Below are 21717 nucleotides of genomic sequence, written 5' to 3'. Positions count from 1 at the left end.
TGTATTCTTAAAAAATGCTGAGGAACAGGCACAGTCTGGAAGAGAAACTCTTGCGCGACTTCTTGAAAAGAAAACGCATCGAACAGGGATTCTCCCAACGGAAACTATCCCTCCTGCTCGACAACACCCCCACCTTCGTCTCCAAATACGAATCGGGCGAACGCTACCTCCTCTTCACGGAAGCCGTCCTCATCTGCGAAATACTCGGCATCGACGCGCACGAACTGACCCAGTCAATCCTCAACACCCTGAGAACAAGCGCAGATGACGATGTATTCCGCATCAAACAGCACCCCCCGATCATCACGGAGGAGCAAATAAAACAGGCAAAAACTCCGCCATCAGCCAAAAGCGAAAGACAGAGCCTCCCCTCTCAAGCGTAATCACCAGCGCAATCGGCCGCATATGCTTCGGCCACCTCCGGAAAGCCATCTCACAACCCCTTCAATCCATGCGGAATCGAAGGCAGCGGCTTATCCAGATTATCATACGACCGCACAGGCGCATAACGATCCTTCTCGTACTTCTCGCTCGGCGGTGTACATAAAAACCAAAGCGCACCCTCCTCGGAAGCTCCCGGCTTCGTTAAAAACACATGAGGCAGCTTCGCCTCCCTGGTACCGGGCACGGACTGATCGATCGCCATACCGGGGTGATACAAATGCCCTTGAAACGGATCGCACACATTGTACGTCCAATTCGCCCATGTCGGTAAAATCTTCTGCACGCGCACGGCTACGAACCCGCAAAGGCGGACAGCCGTATACGCCACGCAGCACCAAACGAGCACATCTCTCCGGACCCTCGGCCCACAAACAGGCAAAAACAAACATCACCACGGGCATACCCTTCATGATCAGCTCATTGTTCATCCCACCCATATAAACGGCGGGAAGCGCCAACAAAGCGACATTCGCACACAGCAGCCAAACGCGGCAACGCCCATACCTCCACGGGAGATAATTCAACAGAACAAAATTGAGAGCCACCGGAACCAGCCATTTCAGCACGCCCGAACAACCGTCGACATACCTGAACACGCAAAACATCGCCATCGGCTCTTCCGCACGCATGTAATACACCCCCGCAACCCCGGCAAGGCCATAGGCCGCCCAAGCCTGCCATGCAACAAAACCACGGCTGAAAACCACCACACCTGCAGCCCGCATAACTGTCCACGCCTTGTACATGCACCCGGCCAAAAAGACAAACAACACAAGGGAAGACAATGGCGCCACCAACAACAGCAGACTGCCGCAGACCAGATAAAACCAAACGGGCCTCCCCTCCTGCAGCATCAACGCAACAGCAAGATAGGCAAAGGGGAATTGATTGCAACAGGTAACCATCAACTCTCCACTCCAAAAACACGGCCTCATGGGCTGCCCCAGCCACCCCATCATGGACGGCACATAATCGAACACGACCGCAGCATCACCGATCCCCAGAAAAAACAGCACAAACAAAAAACTGACCTTCTTCAGCTTCAGAAACACCAGAAGCAGCGTTGCGTACATCAGCAACACATTCCACAACAACATCACCCAGCCGGGCACCCCACTGAGGGAAGAACAATCCACTCCGCCCATGGCAAGCAGCTTGCACAGAAACGCAGGAGGCAGCCAGAAAGCCAGATTGTAACTCATCTCCCTCCCATCCGGTAAAACCACCGGCCACGGATACGAAATCAGATTACCGTAAAAGGCATTTCTCTGGAAAAAATCGAAATGTTGGTATGTATGCCCCGTATAGCCCACCTGAAACTGATACACAAACACCACCAGCAGCAAAACCAGCAGCTTCCACACATGCCCGCGGGACAACCGTATGACATGAGGCGAACGACCAAACACGACGCTCGCCACACATCCGGCCAACGCCACGCCAAGCGGCACTGAAACATACCATTCCAGCCAGCCCAGGCAAAAAATCATACTCGGGAGAGCCAGAAGCAAAAAAGCGCCTCCGATCACCCAGCTATCGCGCACCCCTTTGCCAGCCACGCATGCAATGCCGTGCTCCATCACCGGATCTCCATCAGAAAAGGAACCGCCCTACCGTTGCTCGCGCACAATTTCCGTACCGATACCCTCGGTCGTGAAAATCTCCAGCAGCAGCGTATGCGGCAAACGGCCGTCGATGAAATGCACCTTGCGCACGCCTGCATTCAGGGCATCCACGGCGGACTTCACCTTCGGAATCATCCCTCCGGAAACCACGCCATCCTCAATCAATTGAAGAGCCTGCTTGCGGTTGATCGACTGAATCAAAGACGTCGGATCGGCGGCATCGCGCAGAATACCCGGCACATCCGAAATATAAATCAGCTTCACCGGGCGCAGCTCGCGAGCCAAAGCGGCTGCCGCCAAATCCGCATTGATATTGAGCGGACTGTGCGTCCCCAGCTCCTTGGCGAGCGGCGAAATCACAGGCGTAATCTCCAGATTCAAAGCCTCCTCGATACGCGGCAGCAGCGTACCGATCACACGCCCTACCTCGCCGATATCCACCGGATTGCCTTCGGCATCCTTCTCGCGGATCTTCTCGCCCACAAACACCTCCGTACCGGGAATACCCACGCCCTTCCCTCCTGCATCGCGCAGCATCTCCACCAGCCCGGGATTGATCGTCCCGCTCAGCGTACGCTCCACAATACCGATCGCCTCCTTCGTCGTCACGCGCAGCCCATTCACGAACTTTGCTTCAAGCCCGGACTCGGCCATTGCCTTCGAAATCGCCTTGCCGCCGCCATGCACCACCACAGGATTCAGCCCCATAGCCTCAAGCACGGCAATATCGCGCATCAAATCCTTCACCAGCGCAGGATCATCCATCGCGCTGCCCCCGAACTTGATCAGCACCGTCTTATTGCGGTAAGCCTGCATATAAGGCAAGGCATTCACCAGCACATCGGCCTTCTCGATCACCTGCATCAAATCGGGAATCACCCGCGTCGTCAACTCTTGAGCATTCATATGCGTAAAAAATCAAATAAACCGCTTCATGCGGAAAAACAGCAGCGGCAAAATAATCGAAACCGCCATCGCCACCAGCACGCTCGCGTAACCGTACTCGCTGCGCAACTCAGGCATATTCTCGAAATTCATCCCGTAAATACTCGCAATCAGCGTCGCAGGCATAAAGATAACCGAAGCCACCGTGAAAATCTTCACAATCTCGTTCTGCTCGATATTGATCAGCCCCAGCACCGCATCGAGCATGAAATTGATCTTGCTCGACAGGAACGAAGCATACTCCGACAGCGAATTCACGTCTCGACTGATCGGACGCAGCGTCACATACAAATTCGGCTGCGAAGGATCTGAAGTCTCCGCATTGCTCGCATACGAAAGCAGGCGCAGCAAGTTCACAAGGCAGTCCCGCTGCCGCGTAATCAAATCCCCGATACTACCCAGATCCTCCAGAACCACGCGCATCTCCTGCGTCACCGGCTCTCTCTTGCGACCCTTCCCCGTATGGCGATGCGAAAACACCCGCTTCGACAGAGCATCAAGATCCGTGCCAAACCTCTCCAAAACGTCCGCCTGGCGGTCCACGATCGTCTCCAGCAGCCCCACGAACACCTGGTCGCGAGAGACCTGCTTCTGCCGCAGCAACTGGTGCGAAAACACGCGGAACGAATACGAATCCGTATGACGGATCGTCACAATACGCTCCGACTTCAGAATAAACGTCATCTCCGAAAGAATCGGCTCCTCCGTCTCCACCCGGCTCAGCACCGTCGTCGTCATGAACCGCGCGCCATCCTCCGTATACAGTCGGGAAGTCGCCTCAATCTCGCGCATCTCGTCCTGCGTCGGCATCTCGATACGGCACAACTGTTCGGCGAACTGCAACTCCGCAGCATCGGGCGTCAACAGATCCACCCAGAAAATATCCTCCGGACGGCAGGACAGATTCTCGATATCCGCCGTCCGCTCAATACCATTCTCGTTTTGAATATAAAGCCGAATCATCGTCGTGGGAATGGGTAAGGATTCAAACTCCCCTCACCGGGCATCCGCCCGCCTGGCTACGTGGCCAGCATACAGTTTTCTTGCCCGCAAGGGAAGCAAAAAAGGGCAAAAAAGCAGCCCGATTCCTAACTGTCGGAACCGGGCTTGCAAAAGGAAAGGAACAACTGCCTTTATTCGGCGGCAGCTTCGGCAACCTCTTCGGCGGCAGGAGCGGGAGCAGCCTTCTCGCCGTTGACCTTCACGACCACCTTCACCGTAGCGGCCACTTCAGGATGAAGCTTGGCGACGATGCTGTACGTACCGGAAGACTTGATCGGCTTCTCAATATCCAGAGCGTGGCGGTTGATGACGATACCCTTGGCAGCAAGAGCTTCCTGCACCATCTGGTTGTTGACGGCACCGAACACCTTACCGGCCTGACCGGCTTCCAGAGTGATTTCGACCGTTTCCGTGGCGATCTTGGCAGCAACTTCGCGGAAATTCTCAAGTTCAGCGGCTTCGCGTTCGGCACGCTTCTTCTGAAGCATATTGATGAAGCGCTGATTAGCGGGCGTCGCTTCGAAAGCGAGACCCTGAGGAATCAGATAATTGCGGCCATAGCCAGCCTTTACAGTCACAAGATCGGCTTCGCAGCCCAGACCTTCCAGTTTCGTTGCGAGAATTACTTGCATTGTTGCCATGGCGTAAATAGAAAAGTTAAATGTGGAGGGAGTAAATACATGCACTTGCGGACAAAGTCAAGCAATATGTGTAAAAAACGCATAAAATTCATCAATATGGCGCAACCATGCACCTACGCCATCAAACGCCGTCCGGCTGCAACTCCTCCCCGTCGGCTGCCTCGCCACCATCCTCCCGGCGCACCACGGACATCTTCCCGCGAGCCAAAGAAACCCGCAGCCTCGTCCCCTCCGGCACCTGCTCCGCATCGCGCACCAGCCGACCGTCCTCCCCCTGCACCAGAGCATAACCGCGCTTCAAAGTCTCCTGTGGACTCCTCGCCTCCACCTGCGCCGCCAGCAACTCCAACGCACCGGATGCCACGGCGAATCGCTGCGCCGCAGCCGACTTCAACCGCACCTCCAGCCCATCCAGCCTCTCTCCCATCATCCGGCAAAACTGTTTCGGATGGCGAGCCTTCAACTCCAGCTCCATCCTGTCCAGCCAATCATATCCGCTCTGCAACCGCTTCTGCCACGCATCCTCCCACTCGTATTCCAGATCGTCCAGCCGCTGGATAAACGGATTCAGCACATCCAAAGGACTCTTGAACTTCCTCTGCACCAGCAAACCGAGCATCAAATCCGCCCTCTCCCACACCTGATAAAGCCGCCGCTTCACCCTCTCCCCGCAATCCTCCAACCAAGCATCCAGAGCCGGACCATCCGGCGTCACCAGCTCCACCGCCGCCGTCGGAGTCGGCGCGCGCAAATCCGCCACAAAATCCGCAATCGTAAAATCAGTCTCATGCCCCACCGCGGAAACCACCGGCACCGGACACTCCGCAATCGCCCTCGCCACAACCTCCTCGTTGAAACACCACATATCCTCCAGCGAACCGCCCCCGCGCGCCACAATCAGCAAATCCACCGGAGGCAGCCCGAACTCATCGAACCGCCCCCACGCACGCACCGCCGAAGCAATCCCATGCTCCGCACCTGCTCCCTGCACCTGCACCGGCAGCAAAAACACCTTGATCCACGGAGCGCGCCGCTCGAACACATGCCGCATATCCTGAATCACCGCCCCCGTGGCGGAAGTAATCAACCCCACCGACTTCGGAAACGGAGGCAGCTCCAACTTCCCCTCCGCATCGAACAGCCCCTCCGCCGCCAGCTTCCGCTTCAACGCCTCGAAACGCGCCTGCAGCTCGCCCAACCCCGCCTCACGCACCCGTGTCACCGTAAACTGAAGCCTCCCGCGCCCCTCGTACACCGTCGCCTTGCCGAACAACTCCACCTTCATCCCCTCCCGCAGAACCACGCGAGAAGCCGCCGCCTGAAACTTGTACATCACACAATCCAGCTGCGCCCTCTCATCCTTGATCGTAAAATACACATGCCCGCTCGAAGCAGGCTTGCACGACCCCACCTCGCCCACGACCACCTGATCACCGACCTGCCCCTCGACAGCCCGCCGCAACTCCGCCACCAGCTCTGAAACACTCAATGCCATAAAAGGATAATCCTTGCTTCACCGCCCCTTCTCCACCGGGATTTTCAATGCTTCGTAGGCGAGGAGTTTGCAGTTGGCGAGATCGAGTTTTCCGGAGGGGAGGACGGGTATCGTTTCCACAGGGACGATTTCCCTCGGGCACCACAGGGCCGGGAGGCCTTCGCCCATCAGGGCGTAGCGCAGGGAGATGAGTTCCTGCTGCAGGTAGTTGCGGTGGAGTGTGGAGAGCATGGCGATGGCTTCGCCTTTCTGCTTGTCCGGGATGGAGACGACGGCAATGTGCCGTTCGGTGTCTTCCGGGTCGATTTTCAGGATTTTGTTCAACGCCTGTTCGAGGGCTTCGTGGGGAACCATTTCGCCGCCGATCTTGGAGAACCGCGCCATGCGGCCTTCGAGTTTCAGGAAGCCGTTGAGATCCATGCGTCCCACGTCGCCGGTCTTGAACCAGCCGTCCTTGAAGATTTTCGGGTTCAGATCGGCGCGGCCGATGTAGCCCTTGAAGATGTTCGCCCCCTTGAGCCAGATCATGCCGAGGTGGGTGAAGGGAAGCTGCTTCTCGTCGTCCTCCGGGTCGGTGATGCGGATGGCAATGCCCGGCAGGAAACCGCCGACGGTGCCGTGTTCGGTGCCCGGCACATAATACGGCGTACCTTCGACGGGAGCCGCATCCGGCAGGTTGACGCAACAGACAGGCGAAGCCTCGGTCATGCCGTAGCCTTCGTTCAGCTCGATGTGGAACTGTTCCTTGTACGCCAGATAGAGGTCTTCAGGCAGTTTTTCCGCCCCTACGATGAAGTAGCGGAGGCTCTTGAAGGTTTCGGGGTTCGCACGGCGCATCATGCTGCGGGCGAAGGTGGGGGTCGAGACGACGAGAACGGTTTTGTACTGCTCGATGAGTTCGCACAATCTCTTCGCCTCCAGCGGCGAGGGATAGGTCACCATATCGTGCCCGTACGCCAGGCAGAACCACAGGCCGATGGTGATGCCGAAGCTGTGGAAGACGGGAAGGCTGCACAGGAAGCGGCTGTGTTCGTCCAGCACGATGCGGGAGGAACACTGCGCAAGGTTCGCCAGAATATTGGAATGCGAGAGGGATACGCCCTTCGGTTCACCGGAAGAGCCGGAGGTGAAGAGAAGCACGGCTTCGTCTTCGCCGCTGCGGTCGTCAAGTTTCAGCAGGCGAGCAATCATCTTCGAAGGCATCACGCGCGAGGCGAATACCCACACGGCGATTTTCTTCTTGATGCGCACGAGCTCCTGCTCAATGAAGATGATGTCGCGGCGCGGCGGCCACGGAAAGCTCTGCAGCTTCCGCATGAAGCGATCTGCCGAGATGAACCGCTCGATTCCCGCCTGCCGGACGGCGCTGCGGAACGAGTCTTCCGATGAGGAATAGTTGAAATTCACCGGAGTGATTCCCGCCAGCAGGCAGGCGAGGTTCGCGATGGTCGCGCCTTTGCCCGGAGGCAGGATGATACCGACGCGCTTGCTGCTCGTCAGCGTTTTGAGGTGCTTGGCGAAGGCGATGGCCACGCCGAGCAATTTGCCGTAGGTGAGGGAGGAATCGTCCACGCCGTCGATCACGCGGCCGTTCGGATTCTGCTTGATACCCTCGACGATAGCCATGGCAAGGGAGCCTTTCAGCTGGGGAAGTTCGGCGAAGGCATCCGCAGCGGCGGACATCCATGCCTGCAGGAGGCGAGCTCCCGCTTCAGGGCCGGGCTCGAGCCTGGGAAGGATGCGGACGACAAGGCGGGTGTAGTCCCGCGCATTCGAGGCGGCATTCATCAGGCTGTCGCGGAAGTAGCCCACATACACGGGCACGGGGGAAATGTGCAGCGCGCTCAAATGCATCAGGAAGGGAGCCGGTACGTGCGACATGGTTCCCTTGATGGCGGCAACGCGGCCCGGCAGGAAAACGACGTGGCGGCCCTGATCGATTTTTTCGAGAATGGAGCCGCGCAGGCTGATGGGATCAACGCGGCGGAAGTTGAAGAGGATGCCGTCGCTGTCCTTGTTCTGCAGATAGCGGGCAACATCGACGGAGGGGGCGAAACTCTCCTCGACGAGATAGGTGACCCGGTCCTTGCCGAGCGCCTTTTCCAGCTCAATCAGGGCATTCAGATTGACCTGATTGGGCACGAGAAAACAAGCTTTGCCTTTTAAATGCTCCTGTCCTTCAAGTGTCACGGGGTTCATGTCGATGCTTATCCTATCATGCTTCACTCTGCGGCGCAATGCGGAAGAAAGCCCTGCCGCATTTTGCGGCGGCTCCACCGCAGCTGCGGGCCGGCTTCAGTCTTCTTCCTCTCCTTCGGGCAGTTCGCCGTCATCCTCCATGCCGTGGGCAGGGCCGTCTCCGTATTCCACGGGAATACCCATTTTCGGAGCCAGCAGGATGTGGCGAATGTGGCGTTTCGACTCCTTCGCATGGCGCAGGGCCATAATCAGCCGGGAAATCTGGTCGTCCAGCGTATCGTCGTTCACGAATACGGCTTCCGTACCCGTTTCCAGCTCGACGACGAGTTTCCATTCCTTCGGACGCGAGATCACGCGGATCACCGGCACGTTGTCCCGCGCATACATCAGGCGCAGCAGGCGCACGATGGGCGTGAACTCGTCCTTGTCCAGCCGCACTCCGGCATGGATACGCGAACCGTCCGCACAGGGGTTCAGCCAGATCGGTATGCCCAGAAAGCGGGCATGCAAACGATGGTCGCAGGTGAATACGACCCCGTCCGGATCCATGAAATACTTGTCGGCATCCGCCATATCCTCGCAGAACAGGCGCACGACGGGTACGCGCTCGGAAAGCTCCACATGCAGCGTGGCAGGCAATTCCGCCGTCACGCGGGCAGAACTGATGAAAGGGTATTCGATGAGCTTCTTCTCCAGTTTGCCCGTATTCAGAGTCACGAGGTTTTCATTCCCCTTGAGTCCCATCAATTCGAGAGCCTGCTCCTTCGAGACGATCCCGGCGGAAGTATAATCCACCGTCCGTATCTGAAAGTTCTCGCTTTGGGCATCGACCTGTTCCTTGATCCACAGCCCGAGCCAGACGGCGAGCCCGGCAGACAGAGCGACGATACCCCACTTGCGGAGGTGGCGCATGCCCCGGAGCATGGCCACGCGGTTCAGGAAACGCACATGCAGCGGCAAGGCCTTCTCCAGGGAGTGCATCCCCTTGCCTTTGCCGCTTCGGCCGTCCCTGTATGAGTTGCGTGCCATGGTTCCTGTCCGGTCGGAAGGCTGAGACCTTCCATAAATGGGTCAGCGCTCCTGCTTCAACGACAAATCGGCAATAGTCGCGCACAGCTCCTCGTAGGAGATACCGACGGCCTGGGCGGCCTTCGGCAACAGGCTCGAACCCGTCATGCCGGGAATCGTGTTGATTTCAAGAACGAAAGGTTGATTGTCCGTTTCGCGGAGCAGCACATCCACTCGGGCGTAGACTTCGACGCCGAGCGCCTTGTAGGCCGCGAGAGCCTCTGCCTGCACGCGGGCCGTCACATCGTCCGGCAGATCAGCCGGGCAAATATAGTCCGTGCCTCCGCCGAGATTCATCCACGGGTACTTGTTGCTCAGATCGTAGAAACCCGATCGCGGGCAAATGTGGATCACGGGAAGCACCCTGCCGTCGAGAATACCCACGGTGAGCTCCTTGCCCTGAATGTATTCCTCGATGAGGACAGTGCCCCCATGCTGCGCGGATTCCCGAACGGCAGCCTCCACATCGTCCCCGGCCTTCAGGATATGCACACCCACGCTGGAACCTTCACAGGTAGGCTTCACCACGCAGGGAGCCTGCATCTTCGGAACGAATCCGTCTTGCGCCGGAACAAGCACCTCATAGGCGGGGGTCGCCACTCCGGCGGCGATCATGGCTTCCTTCGTCGCCAGCTTGTCGAAACACATGCGGCTCACGCGCGACCCTGCGCCCGTGTACGGAATGCCCCTCTCTTCGAGGTAGGACTGCACGCCGCCGTCTTCGCCGAAGGTGCCGTGGATGATATTGTAGGCCAGTTCCGTACCGGCAGGGATTTCGGGAGCCGTATCATGCACCTCTACCTCCGTCACATTCGTAAATCCTCCGTTGCGCAGAGCTTCAGCCACCGCCCGCCCGGAGACGAGAGAGACTTCGCGTTCAGCACCCGGGCCGCCCAGCAGGACGGCAATAGCCGTATCTTTTGCGAGATTGTTCATTGTTGTTGAGTGAAATCGTACTTGATGGGGATGTAAAGCTTCCTGCTTCCGTCTTGCGAAAGCACATAAAAAAGCCCCGGCCCCACCGGACGGAGTTTTTGTTTCCACAGCGCAGGCAGCGGATAATGCCTGTTCTCGCGGCCTCCGACGAACACGGTGCCGCGGTCGTCGTCCAGCTCGAATTCGACTCCGCCGGAGCATGCGCCTTCCGGCACCTTCCGCAGCAAATGCGCCGACAGATGTTTCCGATAGGAAGCGGTCTGCCTGCTTCTCTCCCAGCTGAATTGCGCGGCATACTGCTTCCTGCGAACAATCATGATGCATATACTCGCACCGAAAACAATGATGTACGGAGGCAGCACCTGCCCGCCCAGCACAGTCTGCACCCATTCCGCTTTCCTGTCCTGCTCGTGCAGAAGAAAAAGAAGAAGGCACACGGCGCCCAGAACAAACAGGGCGATCATGATTCCCACGACAATCCAATGAATACGGCGCTGCTGCGTTTCGAACTGCGCCTCCGCGCATCGAAGCAGGTCATCGCGTATGATGGTGTATCGGATCATGGAAATATCGCCTTGCTTGGGGAAAAATCAGAACTGGGCTTCGCGGTCTCCGATCGCCTGCACTTCCGTGCGGAGCGCGATGCCGCGCTCTTCCTGCACTGTCCTGCGGATCACGTCGATCAGCTCCGTCACGTTTTCGGCATTCGCGCCGCCCGTATTCACGATGAAATTGGCATGCACGGGTGAAATCATCGCCCCGCCGTGGCGGAGGCCCTTCAGCCCCAGCTCATCGATCAGCTTGCCAGCCGGCGCTTCGGGCGGATTCATGAACGTACAGCCCGCACTCGGTTCCAGCGGCTGCGTCGCCTTGCGCCGTGTGCGGCTCGCCTCCATGCGGGCCTCGATCTCAGCAGGATCGCCCGCCTCGCCCTTGAACACCGCTCCCATCACGAAATTGCGGTACAGATCCGGCATACTGCGGTATTCGGCCTCCGTCATCTCCTCGCGGGCGTGTTCTCGAATCTCGCCGTCTTCATCAAGACAGGTCACGGAAACGAGCCTTTGCCACATATCCTCGCCCATGGCTCCGGCATTCATGCGGAGACTGCCCCCTACCTGGCCGGGAATGCCGTCCATCCACTCGAACCCGGCAATACCGTTCGCCGAGGCGAACGAAGCCAGCTTCTTGAGGCGTATCCCCGCACCCGCCATGATGCGGGTACCTTCCGCGCGCAACTCCTCGAACGCGCCGCCGGACGGATGCACGACCGCGCCGCGGATACCGCCATTGCGCACGATCAGGTTCGAACCGCGCCCGATCACATGCACGGGAATATTGCGATCCTTGAAGAAATTCACCACCCCGCGCATATTGGCGTAACTGTCCGGCTCGATCCAGTACTGGGCATCGCCGCCCACACCGAGCGTCGTATGCTTGCGCATCGGTTCATAAATGGCCCAGCAAACGGGATTCTCCACATTGCGCTGCAAATCCTCCATCATGGCGAGATCGCGCGCAATCTTCGTACCCGCTTCATGCACATTGCCTGCACCGAGCGTCACCAGCAGATCGCCGGGGCGCAAATCGTTGCCCACGGTATGATGGGCAAGGCACAGGTTCGGCAGGAAACACGTCTCCACCGGACCGTGGCGGCGCATCGCGTCCACGATCGTCTGGCCGGAAATGCCTTCGATAGGCGTCTCGCTGGCTGGATACACATCCGCCACATACACCTTGTCCGCGGCCTGAAGCACCTTGCCGAAATCCTCCTGCAACAGTTGCGTGCGCGTATAGCGGTGCGGCTGGAACAGCACGACGAGACGCTTCGGATTCAGCGAACGGGCCGTTTGAAGAGTGGCCGCAATCTCCGTGGGGTGATGCCCGTAATCGTCCACAATCCGATAACTCGGAGAAAGATACTTCGTTTCGAAACGGCGGCGGGCGCCCGCAAAGGAAGCAAGGCCCGACGTAATGGCGGCAAAACTGCAGCCCAGCTCCAGAGCCACGGCGACGGCCACCAGCGCATTCAGCACATTGTGGCGGCCCGGAATGCCCAGCTCCACGCGCCCCAGCTCCTCGCCGCGATACTTCACCGTAAACAGCGTACGCCCTCGCATCTCCGTCACATCGGACGCGGTGTAATCCGTATCGTTCCAGCCGTAGGAAACGGAATTCGGGTATTGGGAGCCGACATCGCGCGCCCCGGCATCCACGCCGCAGTAGAAAATCCTGCCCCGCGTCTGGCGTGCCAGACGGTGGAACACCTCCTTGATATGGTCGAGATCGCGGTAGAAATCCAGATGCTCCGCCTCGATATTCAGCATAATGCTATGCTCCGGCAGATAATTCACCAGCGTACCGTCACTCTCGTCGCCCTCGGCCACGAGATACTCGCTCTCCTCGTTCCAGTGGGCATTCGCCCCCAGCACGGGAATTTCCGCGCCGACGTAATGGCAGGGGCGCAGGCGGCCTTCGCGGAGAAGATGAGTCGTCATCGACGAAGTCGTCGTCTTCCCGTGCGTACCCGCCACGACGATCCCCTTCTTCCCGTTCAGAATGGCGGCCAGGCAATCGGCGCGGCGCAGGCAGAAGGCTCCGTTCGCACGGGCGGCGGCCAAAGCCACGTTCGACTCGCGGATCGCACTCGAATAAATCACGATCTCCGCATCGGCCACGGCCTCGGCGGAGTGCGGGGAGGAAAAAACGAGCCCGGAGCTCTGCAGGCTCTCCGTTTCATCGCTCGTCACACGGTCGCAACCGCTCACTCGGTGCCCCATTTCCAGCAGCATGCGGGCCAGCCCCGACATGCCGGAACCGGCTACTCCGATAAGGTGAATGCGGACGGGATGGCTGCGGTCAAGCAGGCGTTGGCGGAGGCGTTCAATCATGATACTCAGGAAAGGGTGGAATGTTCGAGGACGTGGGCGATCTTCTGGGCGGCATCATCCGAAGAGAGCGCACGGGCGGCCGACTCCATCTCTTCGCGAGCCTCGCGATTCAGAACGATCTCATGGACAAAGGAAAGAATAACTTCCGGAGACAGCGTCTCCTGCCCGTTCACACGGGCGGCTCCGTGTGCGGCATACACGCGGGCATTATGCATCTGGTGGTCGTCGGCGGCAAAGGGATAGGGCACCAGCAGGGCAGCCTTGCCCAGCGCGGCCAGCTCCGTCAGGCTGGAAGCCCCGGAACGGCAGATCACGCCATCGGCAGCAGCATAGGCCGAAGCCATATCCGAGCAGAACGGCAGCACCTTCACATGCGGCAAATCCGCAGCCATCTTCTGCACCCGCTCATAATCCGCAGTACCGGCCAGCAGCAGGTATTGCACCGAAGCGTCACGGCGGGCGGCTTCGAGCACATGCGTATTGAGCTGCTTCGCGCCTTGCGAACCGCCCATCGACAGCACGACCGGGCGAATCGTATCCAGCCCGAACGCCTCGCGGGCGAAAACGACATTCACCGACCTCGCCAGTTCGGCACGCACGGGCGTACCCGTCACCATACACTCCGATTTCGGAAAATAATGGGAAGCCTCCTGCACACCGAGCAGCACGGCATCGCACCAGCGTGCCGTCAGGCGGTTCGCCTTGCCCGGCAGCGCATTCGAATCATGCACATAGGTGCGCAAGCCCAGCCCGTACCCGGCGCGCACGGGCGGCAGGGACGTGAACCCTCCCATCCCAAGCACCACATCCGCCTTCACTTCGCGCAGAATGCGGCGGCAGGAACGCCATGTGCGGACCAGCTTCCAGACGAAGCCGAAAGTCTTCAGAGAAGCCAGCCTCGGCATGGCAATCGCCTCGACCGGGCGGAACTCCAGATCCTCGTACTTGTTCGATGCCTGGGCATCCACGGATTTCATCGAAATCAGCAGAATGGGCCTGTGCCCCTTGCGCTTCAATTCCTGCGCAACGGCAATCCCGGGAAACAGGTGTCCACCCGTCCCTCCGCATGCAATAACAACCGTCAGTGGTTCAGTTTGACTCATGGGCGTACTCTGGCGTTAATATCTCGGCGTTTGACTTCGTAATGCACGGGGGGCAGCTCGGAGAACCTCTGAATACTCGTCAGAATGCCGATCGCACCCAGCGTAAACACAAGACTCGTCCCCCCACAGCTCGTAAACGGCAAAGGCAGGCCGGAATTCGGCACAAGCGACGTCACCACATACACATTCAGCATCGCTGGCCAGAAAATAATCGCAACAATCCCCACCGCCAATAGTCGGCCGAAGGGATCGCGCGTCTGGAGGGCCACAGCAATGCCTCCGAACGCCAGCAGAGAAAACAGCAGGACAACCCCCATCGCACCCACAAACCCCAGCTCCTCGCCGATCTCCGCAAAAATAAAGTCCGTATGGGCGAACGGAAGATTGCCGTGCTTCTGCACGCCTTCTCCCAATCCCGCCCCCTTGATGCCGCCGTGTGAAAACGCGAGCATCGAAAGCCATTGCTGCCGCCCCGCACCGAGACTGTACTTCTCGGGATGCTCCCATGCGTAAATGCGCAGCATGCGGTTCGGGCTGGACGTCGTCGTCGCATACAGCACGAACGCCCCGGCAACCAGCGAACCCAGAATCAGCCACCAGCGCACGCCGGCCACATACATCACGCCGAACCCGGCCACCGCCAGCGAAGCTGCCGTACCCATATCCTTTTCCACCAGAATCAGCAGCAGCGGCACGCCGAACAGCAGCCCCGGCAGAATGAACCCCTTGAATATCGTACGCGCCTGCTCCTTATTCGTCGCATACCAGTGAGCCAGAGTCATCATCAGGCAAATCTTGGCGCATTCGCTGGGCTGGAACTGGAAACTACCGAAACGCACCCAGCGGTATTCCCCATTGATCTCGTATCCGATGCCCGGAAGAAAGCAGAACACCAGCAGCACCACCGAACTCAGCCATATCCACTTGATGAACCGCCGGAAAATGCGGTAATCCATACAGCTCAGGGCTACGGCGCCCGCCAGCCCGAGCAGGGCGAACTTCACCTGATTCGTCAGCAGTTCGTACTTCTGCCCGTCAGCCTCAGTCCACACGCCGGTACTGGCCACCATCATCAACCCGATCGTCAGGAGGATGATGACACTCGACCATACGAGGATGATGCTGATCTTGGAGGTCATGAACTGGGTTCCGGCAAAACCGGCTTATTGCGGCAGCTTGATTTCCTTCCCGGGCCTGAGCCTGCGGGCGTCCTTTTCCGTCATCTTGTTCAGGGAAAGCAATTTGGCCGTCGTCGTCTTGTGCTTGCGGGCAATCTTGGCCAGCGTATCTCCGGGCTTCATGATGTACACGGCGCCCTTGTCCTCGTCGACTTCTTCAGCCACGGCCGCAACGGAGGCCTCGCCGGGCTTCGCCGGAATGGACAGAGACATCCCGCTGGCGAGCACGGCCCTGTCGGGATTCACCATGCGCAGATCCTCCACGGAACAGCCGTGCTGCGCCGCAATGGAAGGCCACGTCTCACCGGAAACGACCATATGCGAGACCGAACCGGCACGCACCGGAGCCGATGCCGCACCGGAAGCACCTGCACGGCTGGCCGCCGGATTCACGGACTGTCCGGGAACGACGGCAGCAGACTGGGTCCGTGCAGACTGGTCACCGATCGTCGCTGCATCGGTAATATGAACCTCCGTATTCACTCGGGCGGGAGCCGCCACGACCGGAGCCGGAACCGACCCCATCAACGAAGCCGTCGCCGTCTTGGGAGAATCCGCCTTCAAATAGCCGTGCAGGGCCACGCCGCCGATCACGACGATATGGACGAACAGCACCACGACCAGCAGGCGGACCACCTTGCTGCCGGGAGTCTCGTCTTCCACATCCTCGACGCGGGTATGATGCCTGCCGATACGGCCGTGCAGCAGGTTGCGAAGGAAATGCTTCCCGGGAATGGACCGGCTCAGGCCGGACTGCGTGTATCTGGATCTTTTCTTCATCATCGTATGGGTGCTTTAGACGTTGAGTGTATGTTTGACTGCTTCGCGGAACGCCTCTCCGCGCTGCACGTATCCGGTAAACTGATCGAACGAGGAGGTCCCGGGAGAAAACAGGACCACATCGCCCTGCCCGGCCATTCTGGCCGCCGCCGCTACGGCACCGGCCACCGTCTCCTCCGTTTCCGTGGGAACGACATCCTTGAACGTATCGCGCAGCTGCCCGGCAATCTGGCCGAACACCACGCAGGCGCGCACCTTCTGCCGAAGCAGATCGCGCACGGGAGAATAATCCAGCCCCTTGTCCTTGCCGCCGGCAATCAACACGACCGGGCGTGTCTGGGAACGGATGGCCGCCTCCGTCGAATGCAGATTCGTGGACTTGGAATCGTTCAGCCACAGAATCCCGTCGATATTCGCCACCGTCTCGCAGCGATGGGCGGGCGGCAGGAAAGAACGCAGAGTCTCCACAATATCCTCAAGCGGAATCCCCACCGCACGGCAGGCGAGCGTCGCGCTCATCACATTCTCGGCATTGTGCGCCTGCTCCATCGCCGTACCGCGCAAATCGATCACCGGCGTACCGCCCTCCATGATCCATCCATCGCGGTAGCACATCTGCCCGGCATCCGACTGCGAACTGAACTCGACCACGCGGGGCCTGATGCCCGGCAGATTCTCGCCGACACGCACCACGGCCACCTGATCCTCCGTCATATTCTCGAACATGCGGAGCTTCGCCTGAAAATAATCCTCCACCTTGCGATAGCGATCCATGTGATCGGGAGCGAAATTCAGCCAAATGCCAACCGTCGGCCTGAAATCGCGAATCGTCTCCATCTGGAACGAACTCACCTCCAGAGCCAGATGATCCGGCACCTCGTCGCGCAGCAGCACCTCGGAAAGAGGCGTGCCGTAATTGCCGCAGGCCACCGCCTTGCGGCCGGAATGCAGCAGAATCTTCTCAACCAGAGACGTAGTAGTCGTCTTGCCGTTCGTCCCCGTAATACCGATAATCGTCCCCTCGTAATGGCGGTAGGAGAACTCCATCTCGCCGATCAGCTCCTCCGCCTGCTCGGCGAACGACAGCGTCCACGGCACATCAGCCTCGATACCGGGGGAAATCACCACGAGATCCGCAGCAAACGCGCGGCCATCCGCTTCCGTCGCGGCGAACACCGTCGGCACCGCCTCGTCATACCTCTCCGGCCTGTCGGAGCAATCGAAAATACGCACATCCGCCGCGCCGTCGCGCAACGCCAGAAGAGCTGCGGCACGCCCACTGCGCCCGCAACCCAAAACCGCCACTTTTTTACCGGAAAGATTCATCGTTCAACAAAATTTCAAAAGACACAGGCCCAGCATGGCCAGAATCAGGCTAACCATCCAGAAACGGACGATCACCTGCGTTTCCTTACAGCCGCCGAGCTCGAAATGGTGGTGAATCGGAGCCATGCGGAAAATACGGCGGCCCTCGCCGTACATCCTCTTCGTCACCTTGAAAAACGCCACCTGCATCATCACCGAACCGGCTTCCAGCACGAACACGCCGCCGATCACCACCAGCAGCAGCTCCTGGCACGTACACACGGCCAGCGCACCCAGCGCGCCGCCCAAAGCCAGAGACCCCGTATCCCCCATGAACACGCGGGCGGGATGGCAGTTGAACCACAGAAAACCCATACAGGCTCCCACCAGCGACATCGCGAAAACCGTCAGCTCACCCACCATCGGGTGCTGCGGCACATTCAGCACCTCGGGCGAAGCAAGGCAGGCATCGCCCGCAATATAGGCGATCACCGCATAAGCCATCGCCGAAGTAATCGTACAGCCGGAAGCGAGGCCGTCCAGCCCGTCCGTCAAATTCACCGCATTCGATGCACCGATAATCACGATCACGCCGAAAGGAATAATCCACCAGCCCAAATCGATCGTCCCGTAAAACGGCACGGACACCTGAGCCACCATCTCCGCCACGGGCGTGCGGGCTACAGACTCGGGGAAGAAATACAGGAAACACAGCGCAATCAGCGCGACCACCCCCTGCACCAGCAGCTTCACACGGCCATGCACCCCCTCCGAAGTCTTCTTCTTCACCTTCAGGAAATCATCCGCAAAACCGAGCAGACTCAACGCCACCATCACGAAACAGCAGGCGACGATATAGGGATTGTCGGGGCGGGCGCAAAGCAAAGTCGCCACCAGCGACGAACCCACGATCATCACACCGCCCATCGTCGGCGTACCCACCTTCTTGCCGTGAAGCTCCGCCAGCTTATGCACCTCGGAAGCCTGCCGGATCGGCTGCCCCGCTTTCAATGCGGTCAGAATGGCAATCAGCTTCGGCCCGACCAGCAGAGAAATCACGAAGGCGATGGCACAGGCAGCCGCTCCGCGGATCGAAAGGAACCCCGGGCGCGACACGCCTTCAAGAAAGGAAAAATATTCGTTGAGATAGTAAATCATTTATTTGCTGGATGGAAAAACCTGATGCATCACCCGCTCCATGCCGGAAGAGCGGCTACCCTTGAACAAAACGAGATCCCCCGGCTGCACGGCGGCAGCCAGCAAAGAAGCGGCATCCTCCGCTGTAGAGGCTTGCTCCACGCGAACGCTTCCTCCCTGTGCGGCTTCGGCCATCGCCGCCGTATCGGCGTCGCACCCCGTCACAATCAACAAATCGTATCCGCAGGCGCGCACGAACGCACCGATTCCGGCATGCTCCTGCACGGCGGCATCCCCCAGCTCGCCCATGCGCCCCAGCACCGCCGCGCGGCGGCCGGAACACGGGAACTGCGCCACCGTCTCCAAAGCCGCCTTCATCGACTCGGGATTGGCATTGTATGTATCATCCACCACCGTCACGCCGTCCGCATCGAGGCAGCGCAGGCGCCCCTTCGTCAGGCGGGCCTCTCCGAGGCCGCGGGCGATCGACTCCGCATCCATCCCGCAGCACCATCCGGCGGCGGCGGCCAAAAGAGCATTGGAAACCATATGCCTGCCATGCAGCGGCAGAGCCACATCGCAGGAACCGGAGTCTTCGATCACGAGGCGGAAACGGCAGCCGTCGCGGTCGCTCGTCAGCCCTTCGGCACGCACAAGGCCACGGGAACCGCCCACGGGAACCAGCTTCGCGCGGGTCGAAGCTTCGATCATCTCCACGAAATCGCAATCCGCCGGATAAATCATGAAACCGTCCTCCGGCAGGCAGCGCGCCACCGTGCATTTCTCCTCGGCAATCGCCTCCCGCGACTTCAGGAACTCCAGATGCGCGGAACCGATTGACGTAATCACGCCGATCTGCGGACGCACCATCGCACACAGCGGAGCCAGCTCCCCTGCGTGATTCATGCCCATTTCCCAGACGGCGGCCTCATCCTCCTTCTCGGCGCGGAGAATACTCAGCGGCACGCCGATATGATTATTCAAATTGCCCTGCGTACCCGTCACGCGGAACGCCTGCCCCAGCACACCGAGCAGCAAATCCTTCGTAGACGTCTTGCCGCTCGACCCCGTCAACCCCACCACGCGCAACGGCTCGACCTGCGAACGCCACCACGACGCCAGCTTCTGCAAAGCCTCCAGCACATCATCCACCAGCACCACCGCGCAGGAAGAAGAGAACCCCTCCTCCACACGGCTCACCACCGCCACCGAAACGCCGCGCTGCGAAGCCTCGGGAGCAAATGCGTTCCCGTCGAACCTCTCGCCGCTCAAGGCAAAAAAACACGTACCCGGCGCCGCCTGCCGGCTGTCCGTCAAAATCCCTCCCGTCACGCGGGCCGCAGCATCCCCTGCCACGAGCGCACCGCCCGTCGCATCAACCACCTGCTGCGCTGTGAGGGATGTATGGATCATCGGCGGGGTTTGCCTTTCTTCTGCTTCTCCTGTTCGGAACGTTCGCGTTCCAGAGCGCGCTCCTTGAGGCTGCTCTGCTCCAGCTCACGCACGCAACGCTTGATCTCGGCCACATCGCTGAAAGCGATGCGCCCTGTGGCGAACTCCTGATAATTCTCATGCCCCTTGCCGGCCACAAGCACGATATCGCGGGGCCTTGCCATCGCCAGAGCCTCGCGTATCGCCTCGGCACGGTCAACCACCGCATGCCTCTTGCCATCCGGAATACCCGGCAGCACATCGGCGATAATCTCCTCGGGATCCTCACTGCGGGGATTATCTGACGTCACAATGCAGTAATCCGAAAGCCGCGCGGCGGCTTCGCCCATCAGCGGGCGCTTCGCCTTGTCGCGGTCGCCGCCGCAGCCGAACACCGTAATCAGGCGTCCGCGGCACAGCTCCTTCATCGTCTTGCACACATTCACGATCGCATCGGGCGTATGGGCGTAATCCACGAACGACATCACATGATCCACATTCGCCACAAGCTCAAGGCGTCCCGGCACCTGCGGAGCCTGCGCAAGGCTGGCGATCGCATCGCGGATGCCGATACCGGCAGACACGGTGCCTGCCAGCGCAGCAAGACTATTCATCATATTGAAACGGCCGATCAGCGGAATGGACACCAGATACGTCTTGCCGTTATAGGCCAGCTCGTACTCGCTGCCCGTCAGCGACAGGCGAAGCGGCTTCATGCGGAAATCGGCTCCTTCCAGCGTACCGTAGCTACGCACCTTCATCTTGCCGGACAACTCTCCGACCAGACGGCGTCCATAAGGATCGTCGATATTGATCACCGCCACAGCCTTCTTGTCGCCCGAAGCCGCCATCTGCAGGAAAAGAGACTTCTTGGCCTCGTAGTAGGACTCCATATCACCGTGAAAATCCAAATGGTCCTGCGTCAGATTCGTGAAAATGCCCACGCGGAAATTCATGCCCGCCACACGCTTCTGCACCAGAGAATGGGAAGAAACCTCCATCGCCACCGCACGGCAGCCGTTCTCCAGCATCCGGGCCAGCATCTCCTGCAGCGGAGCGGCCCCGGGAGTCGTATTCACGGCGGGAATGCGCTCGCGGCCGTTATCGTAATGAATCGTACCGACCAAGCCGCAGCGCAGCCACGTCCGGCAGAAAATGGCATGCGCCAGATAACTCGTCGTCGTCTTGCCGTTCGTTCCGGTCACGGCCAGCGTCACCAGATCCTGCGAGGGGAACCCGTACCATGCGGACATCAGGTAGCCCACGGCCTCATGCGTATCCGGCACCTGCACCCACACGACACCCTGTTCCCTCGCCCACTCGGGGCAGGAACGTTCGGCCACGATGGCGCGCGCACCCTTCCGCACGGCTTCCTCGATCCAGTCGTGCCCATCCGCACGGGCACCGCGCAACGCCACATAGCAGCAGTCCGACTGCACCTTGCGGCTATCGTCCACCAGGGCGGACAACGGGGCGCGGAGAGAGCCGGTCAGCGTGGAAATGGGGAGCACGGAAAATATCTTGATGGAATTCATAC

Annotated in this window: 18 protein-coding genes; 1 reads left to right on the top strand and 17 read right to left on the bottom strand. The window is 59.6% G+C overall.

Features of this window, described 5'->3' with window-relative positions; genetic code table 11:
* Positions 1-14: 14 nt before the first annotated feature.
* Positions 15-383, top strand: a complete 369-nt coding sequence (locus tag AC781_RS05260; protein ID WP_067774598.1) for a helix-turn-helix domain-containing protein — start codon at positions 15-17, stop codon at positions 381-383.
* A gap of 102 nt (positions 384-485) precedes the next feature.
* On the opposite strand, the gene AC781_RS05255 is transcribed toward AC781_RS05260, so the two are convergent.
* The 17 genes from AC781_RS05255 to AC781_RS05175 all read right to left on the bottom strand — a co-directional run bounded on the left by AC781_RS05255 (position 486) and on the right by AC781_RS05175 (position 21715).
* Complete coding sequence (locus AC781_RS05255) at positions 486-2024, bottom strand: hypothetical protein (RefSeq protein WP_067774595.1); 1539 nt, start codon at positions 2022-2024, stop codon at positions 486-488.
* Positions 2025-2054: 30 nt separating this feature from the next.
* Entirely contained in the window at positions 2055-2975 is a 921-nt protein-coding gene (gene argB / locus AC781_RS05250) for an acetylglutamate kinase (RefSeq protein ID WP_067774592.1), read from the bottom strand.
* 12 nt (positions 2976-2987) lie between these two features.
* Complete coding sequence (locus tag AC781_RS05245) at positions 2988-3977, bottom strand: magnesium transporter CorA family protein (RefSeq protein ID WP_067774589.1); 990 nt, start codon at positions 3975-3977, stop codon at positions 2988-2990.
* A 170-nt stretch (positions 3978-4147) separates the two neighbouring features.
* Positions 4148-4657, bottom strand: a complete 510-nt coding sequence (rplI, locus tag AC781_RS05240) for a 50S ribosomal protein L9 (protein WP_067774586.1) — start codon at positions 4655-4657, stop codon at positions 4148-4150.
* A gap of 121 nt (positions 4658-4778) precedes the next feature.
* Positions 4779-6152 carry an exodeoxyribonuclease VII large subunit gene (xseA, locus tag AC781_RS05235; protein WP_067774583.1) on the bottom strand — a complete coding sequence of 458 codons (1374 nt, stop codon included), beginning with the start codon at positions 6150-6152 and terminating at the stop codon, positions 4779-4781.
* 18 nt (positions 6153-6170) lie between these two features.
* Positions 6171-8351, bottom strand: coding sequence for an AMP-binding protein (locus AC781_RS05230; protein WP_067774582.1), 2181 nt, complete (start codon positions 8349-8351; stop codon positions 6171-6173).
* A gap of 96 nt (positions 8352-8447) precedes the next feature.
* Positions 8448-9380 (bottom strand): cell division protein FtsQ/DivIB, encoded by a 933-nt coding sequence (locus tag AC781_RS05225; RefSeq protein ID WP_067774581.1) that lies wholly within the window; start codon positions 9378-9380, stop codon positions 8448-8450.
* Between the two features lie 42 nt (positions 9381-9422).
* On the bottom strand, positions 9423-10355 hold the full coding sequence (locus AC781_RS05220; RefSeq protein WP_067774579.1) for a D-alanine--D-alanine ligase: 933 nt from the start codon (positions 10353-10355) through the stop codon (positions 9423-9425).
* Positions 10352-10918 (bottom strand): hypothetical protein, encoded by a 567-nt coding sequence (locus AC781_RS05215; protein WP_067774576.1) that lies wholly within the window; start codon positions 10916-10918, stop codon positions 10352-10354. Before AC781_RS05215 ends, AC781_RS05220 begins: the two co-directional genes overlap by 4 nt.
* A 27-nt stretch (positions 10919-10945) precedes the next feature.
* Positions 10946-13246, bottom strand: coding sequence for a UDP-N-acetylmuramate--L-alanine ligase (murC, locus tag AC781_RS05210; protein ID WP_067774573.1), 2301 nt, complete (start codon positions 13244-13246; stop codon positions 10946-10948).
* Between the two features lie 5 nt (positions 13247-13251).
* Positions 13252-14349: an undecaprenyldiphospho-muramoylpentapeptide beta-N-acetylglucosaminyltransferase gene (gene murG / locus AC781_RS05205; RefSeq protein ID WP_083076594.1), complete on the bottom strand. Its 1098-nt coding sequence runs from the start codon at positions 14347-14349 to the stop codon at positions 13252-13254.
* Entirely contained in the window at positions 14346-15488 is a 1143-nt protein-coding gene (locus AC781_RS05200) for an FtsW/RodA/SpoVE family cell cycle protein (RefSeq protein WP_067774565.1), read from the bottom strand. Before AC781_RS05200 ends, murG begins: the two co-directional genes overlap by 4 nt.
* Positions 15489-15512: 24 nt before the next feature.
* Positions 15513-16310: a LysM peptidoglycan-binding domain-containing protein gene (locus AC781_RS05195; RefSeq protein ID WP_067774562.1), complete on the bottom strand. Its 798-nt coding sequence runs from the start codon at positions 16308-16310 to the stop codon at positions 15513-15515.
* 12 nt (positions 16311-16322) lie between these two features.
* A complete protein-coding gene (gene murD, locus AC781_RS05190) occupies positions 16323-17633 on the bottom strand; it encodes a UDP-N-acetylmuramoyl-L-alanine--D-glutamate ligase (protein WP_067774559.1) in 1311 nt (436 codons plus the stop codon).
* A gap of 3 nt (positions 17634-17636) precedes the next feature.
* Positions 17637-18770: a phospho-N-acetylmuramoyl-pentapeptide-transferase gene (gene mraY / locus AC781_RS05185; protein WP_067774557.1), complete on the bottom strand. Its 1134-nt coding sequence runs from the start codon at positions 18768-18770 to the stop codon at positions 17637-17639.
* On the bottom strand, positions 18771-20162 hold the full coding sequence (locus AC781_RS05180) for a UDP-N-acetylmuramoyl-tripeptide--D-alanyl-D-alanine ligase (RefSeq protein ID WP_067774552.1): 1392 nt from the start codon (positions 20160-20162) through the stop codon (positions 18771-18773).
* Positions 20159-21715: a UDP-N-acetylmuramoyl-L-alanyl-D-glutamate--2,6-diaminopimelate ligase gene (locus tag AC781_RS05175; protein ID WP_067774550.1), complete on the bottom strand. Its 1557-nt coding sequence runs from the start codon at positions 21713-21715 to the stop codon at positions 20159-20161. The genes AC781_RS05180 and AC781_RS05175 overlap by 4 nt, the downstream gene beginning before the upstream one ends.
* Positions 21716-21717: the final 2 nt, after the last annotated feature.

It is taken from the genome of Neoakkermansia glycaniphila, assembly GCF_001683795.1.
GTDB classification, from domain to species: Bacteria; Verrucomicrobiota; Verrucomicrobiia; order Verrucomicrobiales; family Akkermansiaceae; genus Akkermansia; species Akkermansia glycaniphila.
The sequence above is the reverse complement of the archived record's forward strand: the minus strand, read 5'-3'. Positions and strand labels throughout refer to the sequence as shown.

Coding starts and splice junctions, on each gene's coding strand:
- AC781_RS05200 (WP_067774565.1), bottom strand. CDS start 15,488: ATGACCTCCAAGATCAGCATCATCCTCGTATGGTCGAGTGTCATCATC.
- mraY (WP_067774557.1), bottom strand. CDS start 18,770: ATGATTTACTATCTCAACGAATATTTTTCCTTTCTTGAAGGCGTGTCG.
- rplI (WP_067774586.1), bottom strand. CDS start 4,657: ATGGCAACAATGCAAGTAATTCTCGCAACGAAACTGGAAGGTCTGGGC.
- murG (WP_083076594.1), bottom strand. CDS start 14,349: ATGAGTCAAACTGAACCACTGACGGTTGTTATTGCATGCGGAGGGACG.
- AC781_RS05225 (WP_067774581.1), bottom strand. CDS start 9,380: ATGGCACGCAACTCATACAGGGACGGCCGAAGCGGCAAAGGCAAGGGG.
- AC781_RS05195 (WP_067774562.1), bottom strand. CDS start 16,310: ATGATGAAGAAAAGATCCAGATACACGCAGTCCGGCCTGAGCCGGTCC.
- AC781_RS05220 (WP_067774579.1), bottom strand. CDS start 10,355: ATGAACAATCTCGCAAAAGATACGGCTATTGCCGTCCTGCTGGGCGGC.
- argB (WP_067774592.1), bottom strand. CDS start 2,975: ATGAATGCTCAAGAGTTGACGACGCGGGTGATTCCCGATTTGATGCAG.
- AC781_RS05215 (WP_067774576.1), bottom strand. CDS start 10,918: ATGATCCGATACACCATCATACGCGATGACCTGCTTCGATGCGCGGAG.
- AC781_RS05245 (WP_067774589.1), bottom strand. CDS start 3,977: ATGATTCGGCTTTATATTCAAAACGAGAATGGTATTGAGCGGACGGCG.
- AC781_RS05230 (WP_067774582.1), bottom strand. CDS start 8,351: ATGAACCCCGTGACACTTGAAGGACAGGAGCATTTAAAAGGCAAAGCT.
- AC781_RS05260 (WP_067774598.1), top strand. CDS start 15: ATGCTGAGGAACAGGCACAGTCTGGAAGAGAAACTCTTGCGCGACTTC.
- AC781_RS05175 (WP_067774550.1), bottom strand. CDS start 21,715: ATGAATTCCATCAAGATATTTTCCGTGCTCCCCATTTCCACGCTGACC.
- murD (WP_067774559.1), bottom strand. CDS start 17,633: ATGAATCTTTCCGGTAAAAAAGTGGCGGTTTTGGGTTGCGGGCGCAGT.
- xseA (WP_067774583.1), bottom strand. CDS start 6,152: ATGGCATTGAGTGTTTCAGAGCTGGTGGCGGAGTTGCGGCGGGCTGTC.
- AC781_RS05180 (WP_067774552.1), bottom strand. CDS start 20,162: ATGATCCATACATCCCTCACAGCGCAGCAGGTGGTTGATGCGACGGGC.
- AC781_RS05255 (WP_067774595.1), bottom strand. CDS start 2,024: ATGGAGCACGGCATTGCATGCGTGGCTGGCAAAGGGGTGCGCGATAGC.
- murC (WP_067774573.1), bottom strand. CDS start 13,246: ATGATTGAACGCCTCCGCCAACGCCTGCTTGACCGCAGCCATCCCGTC.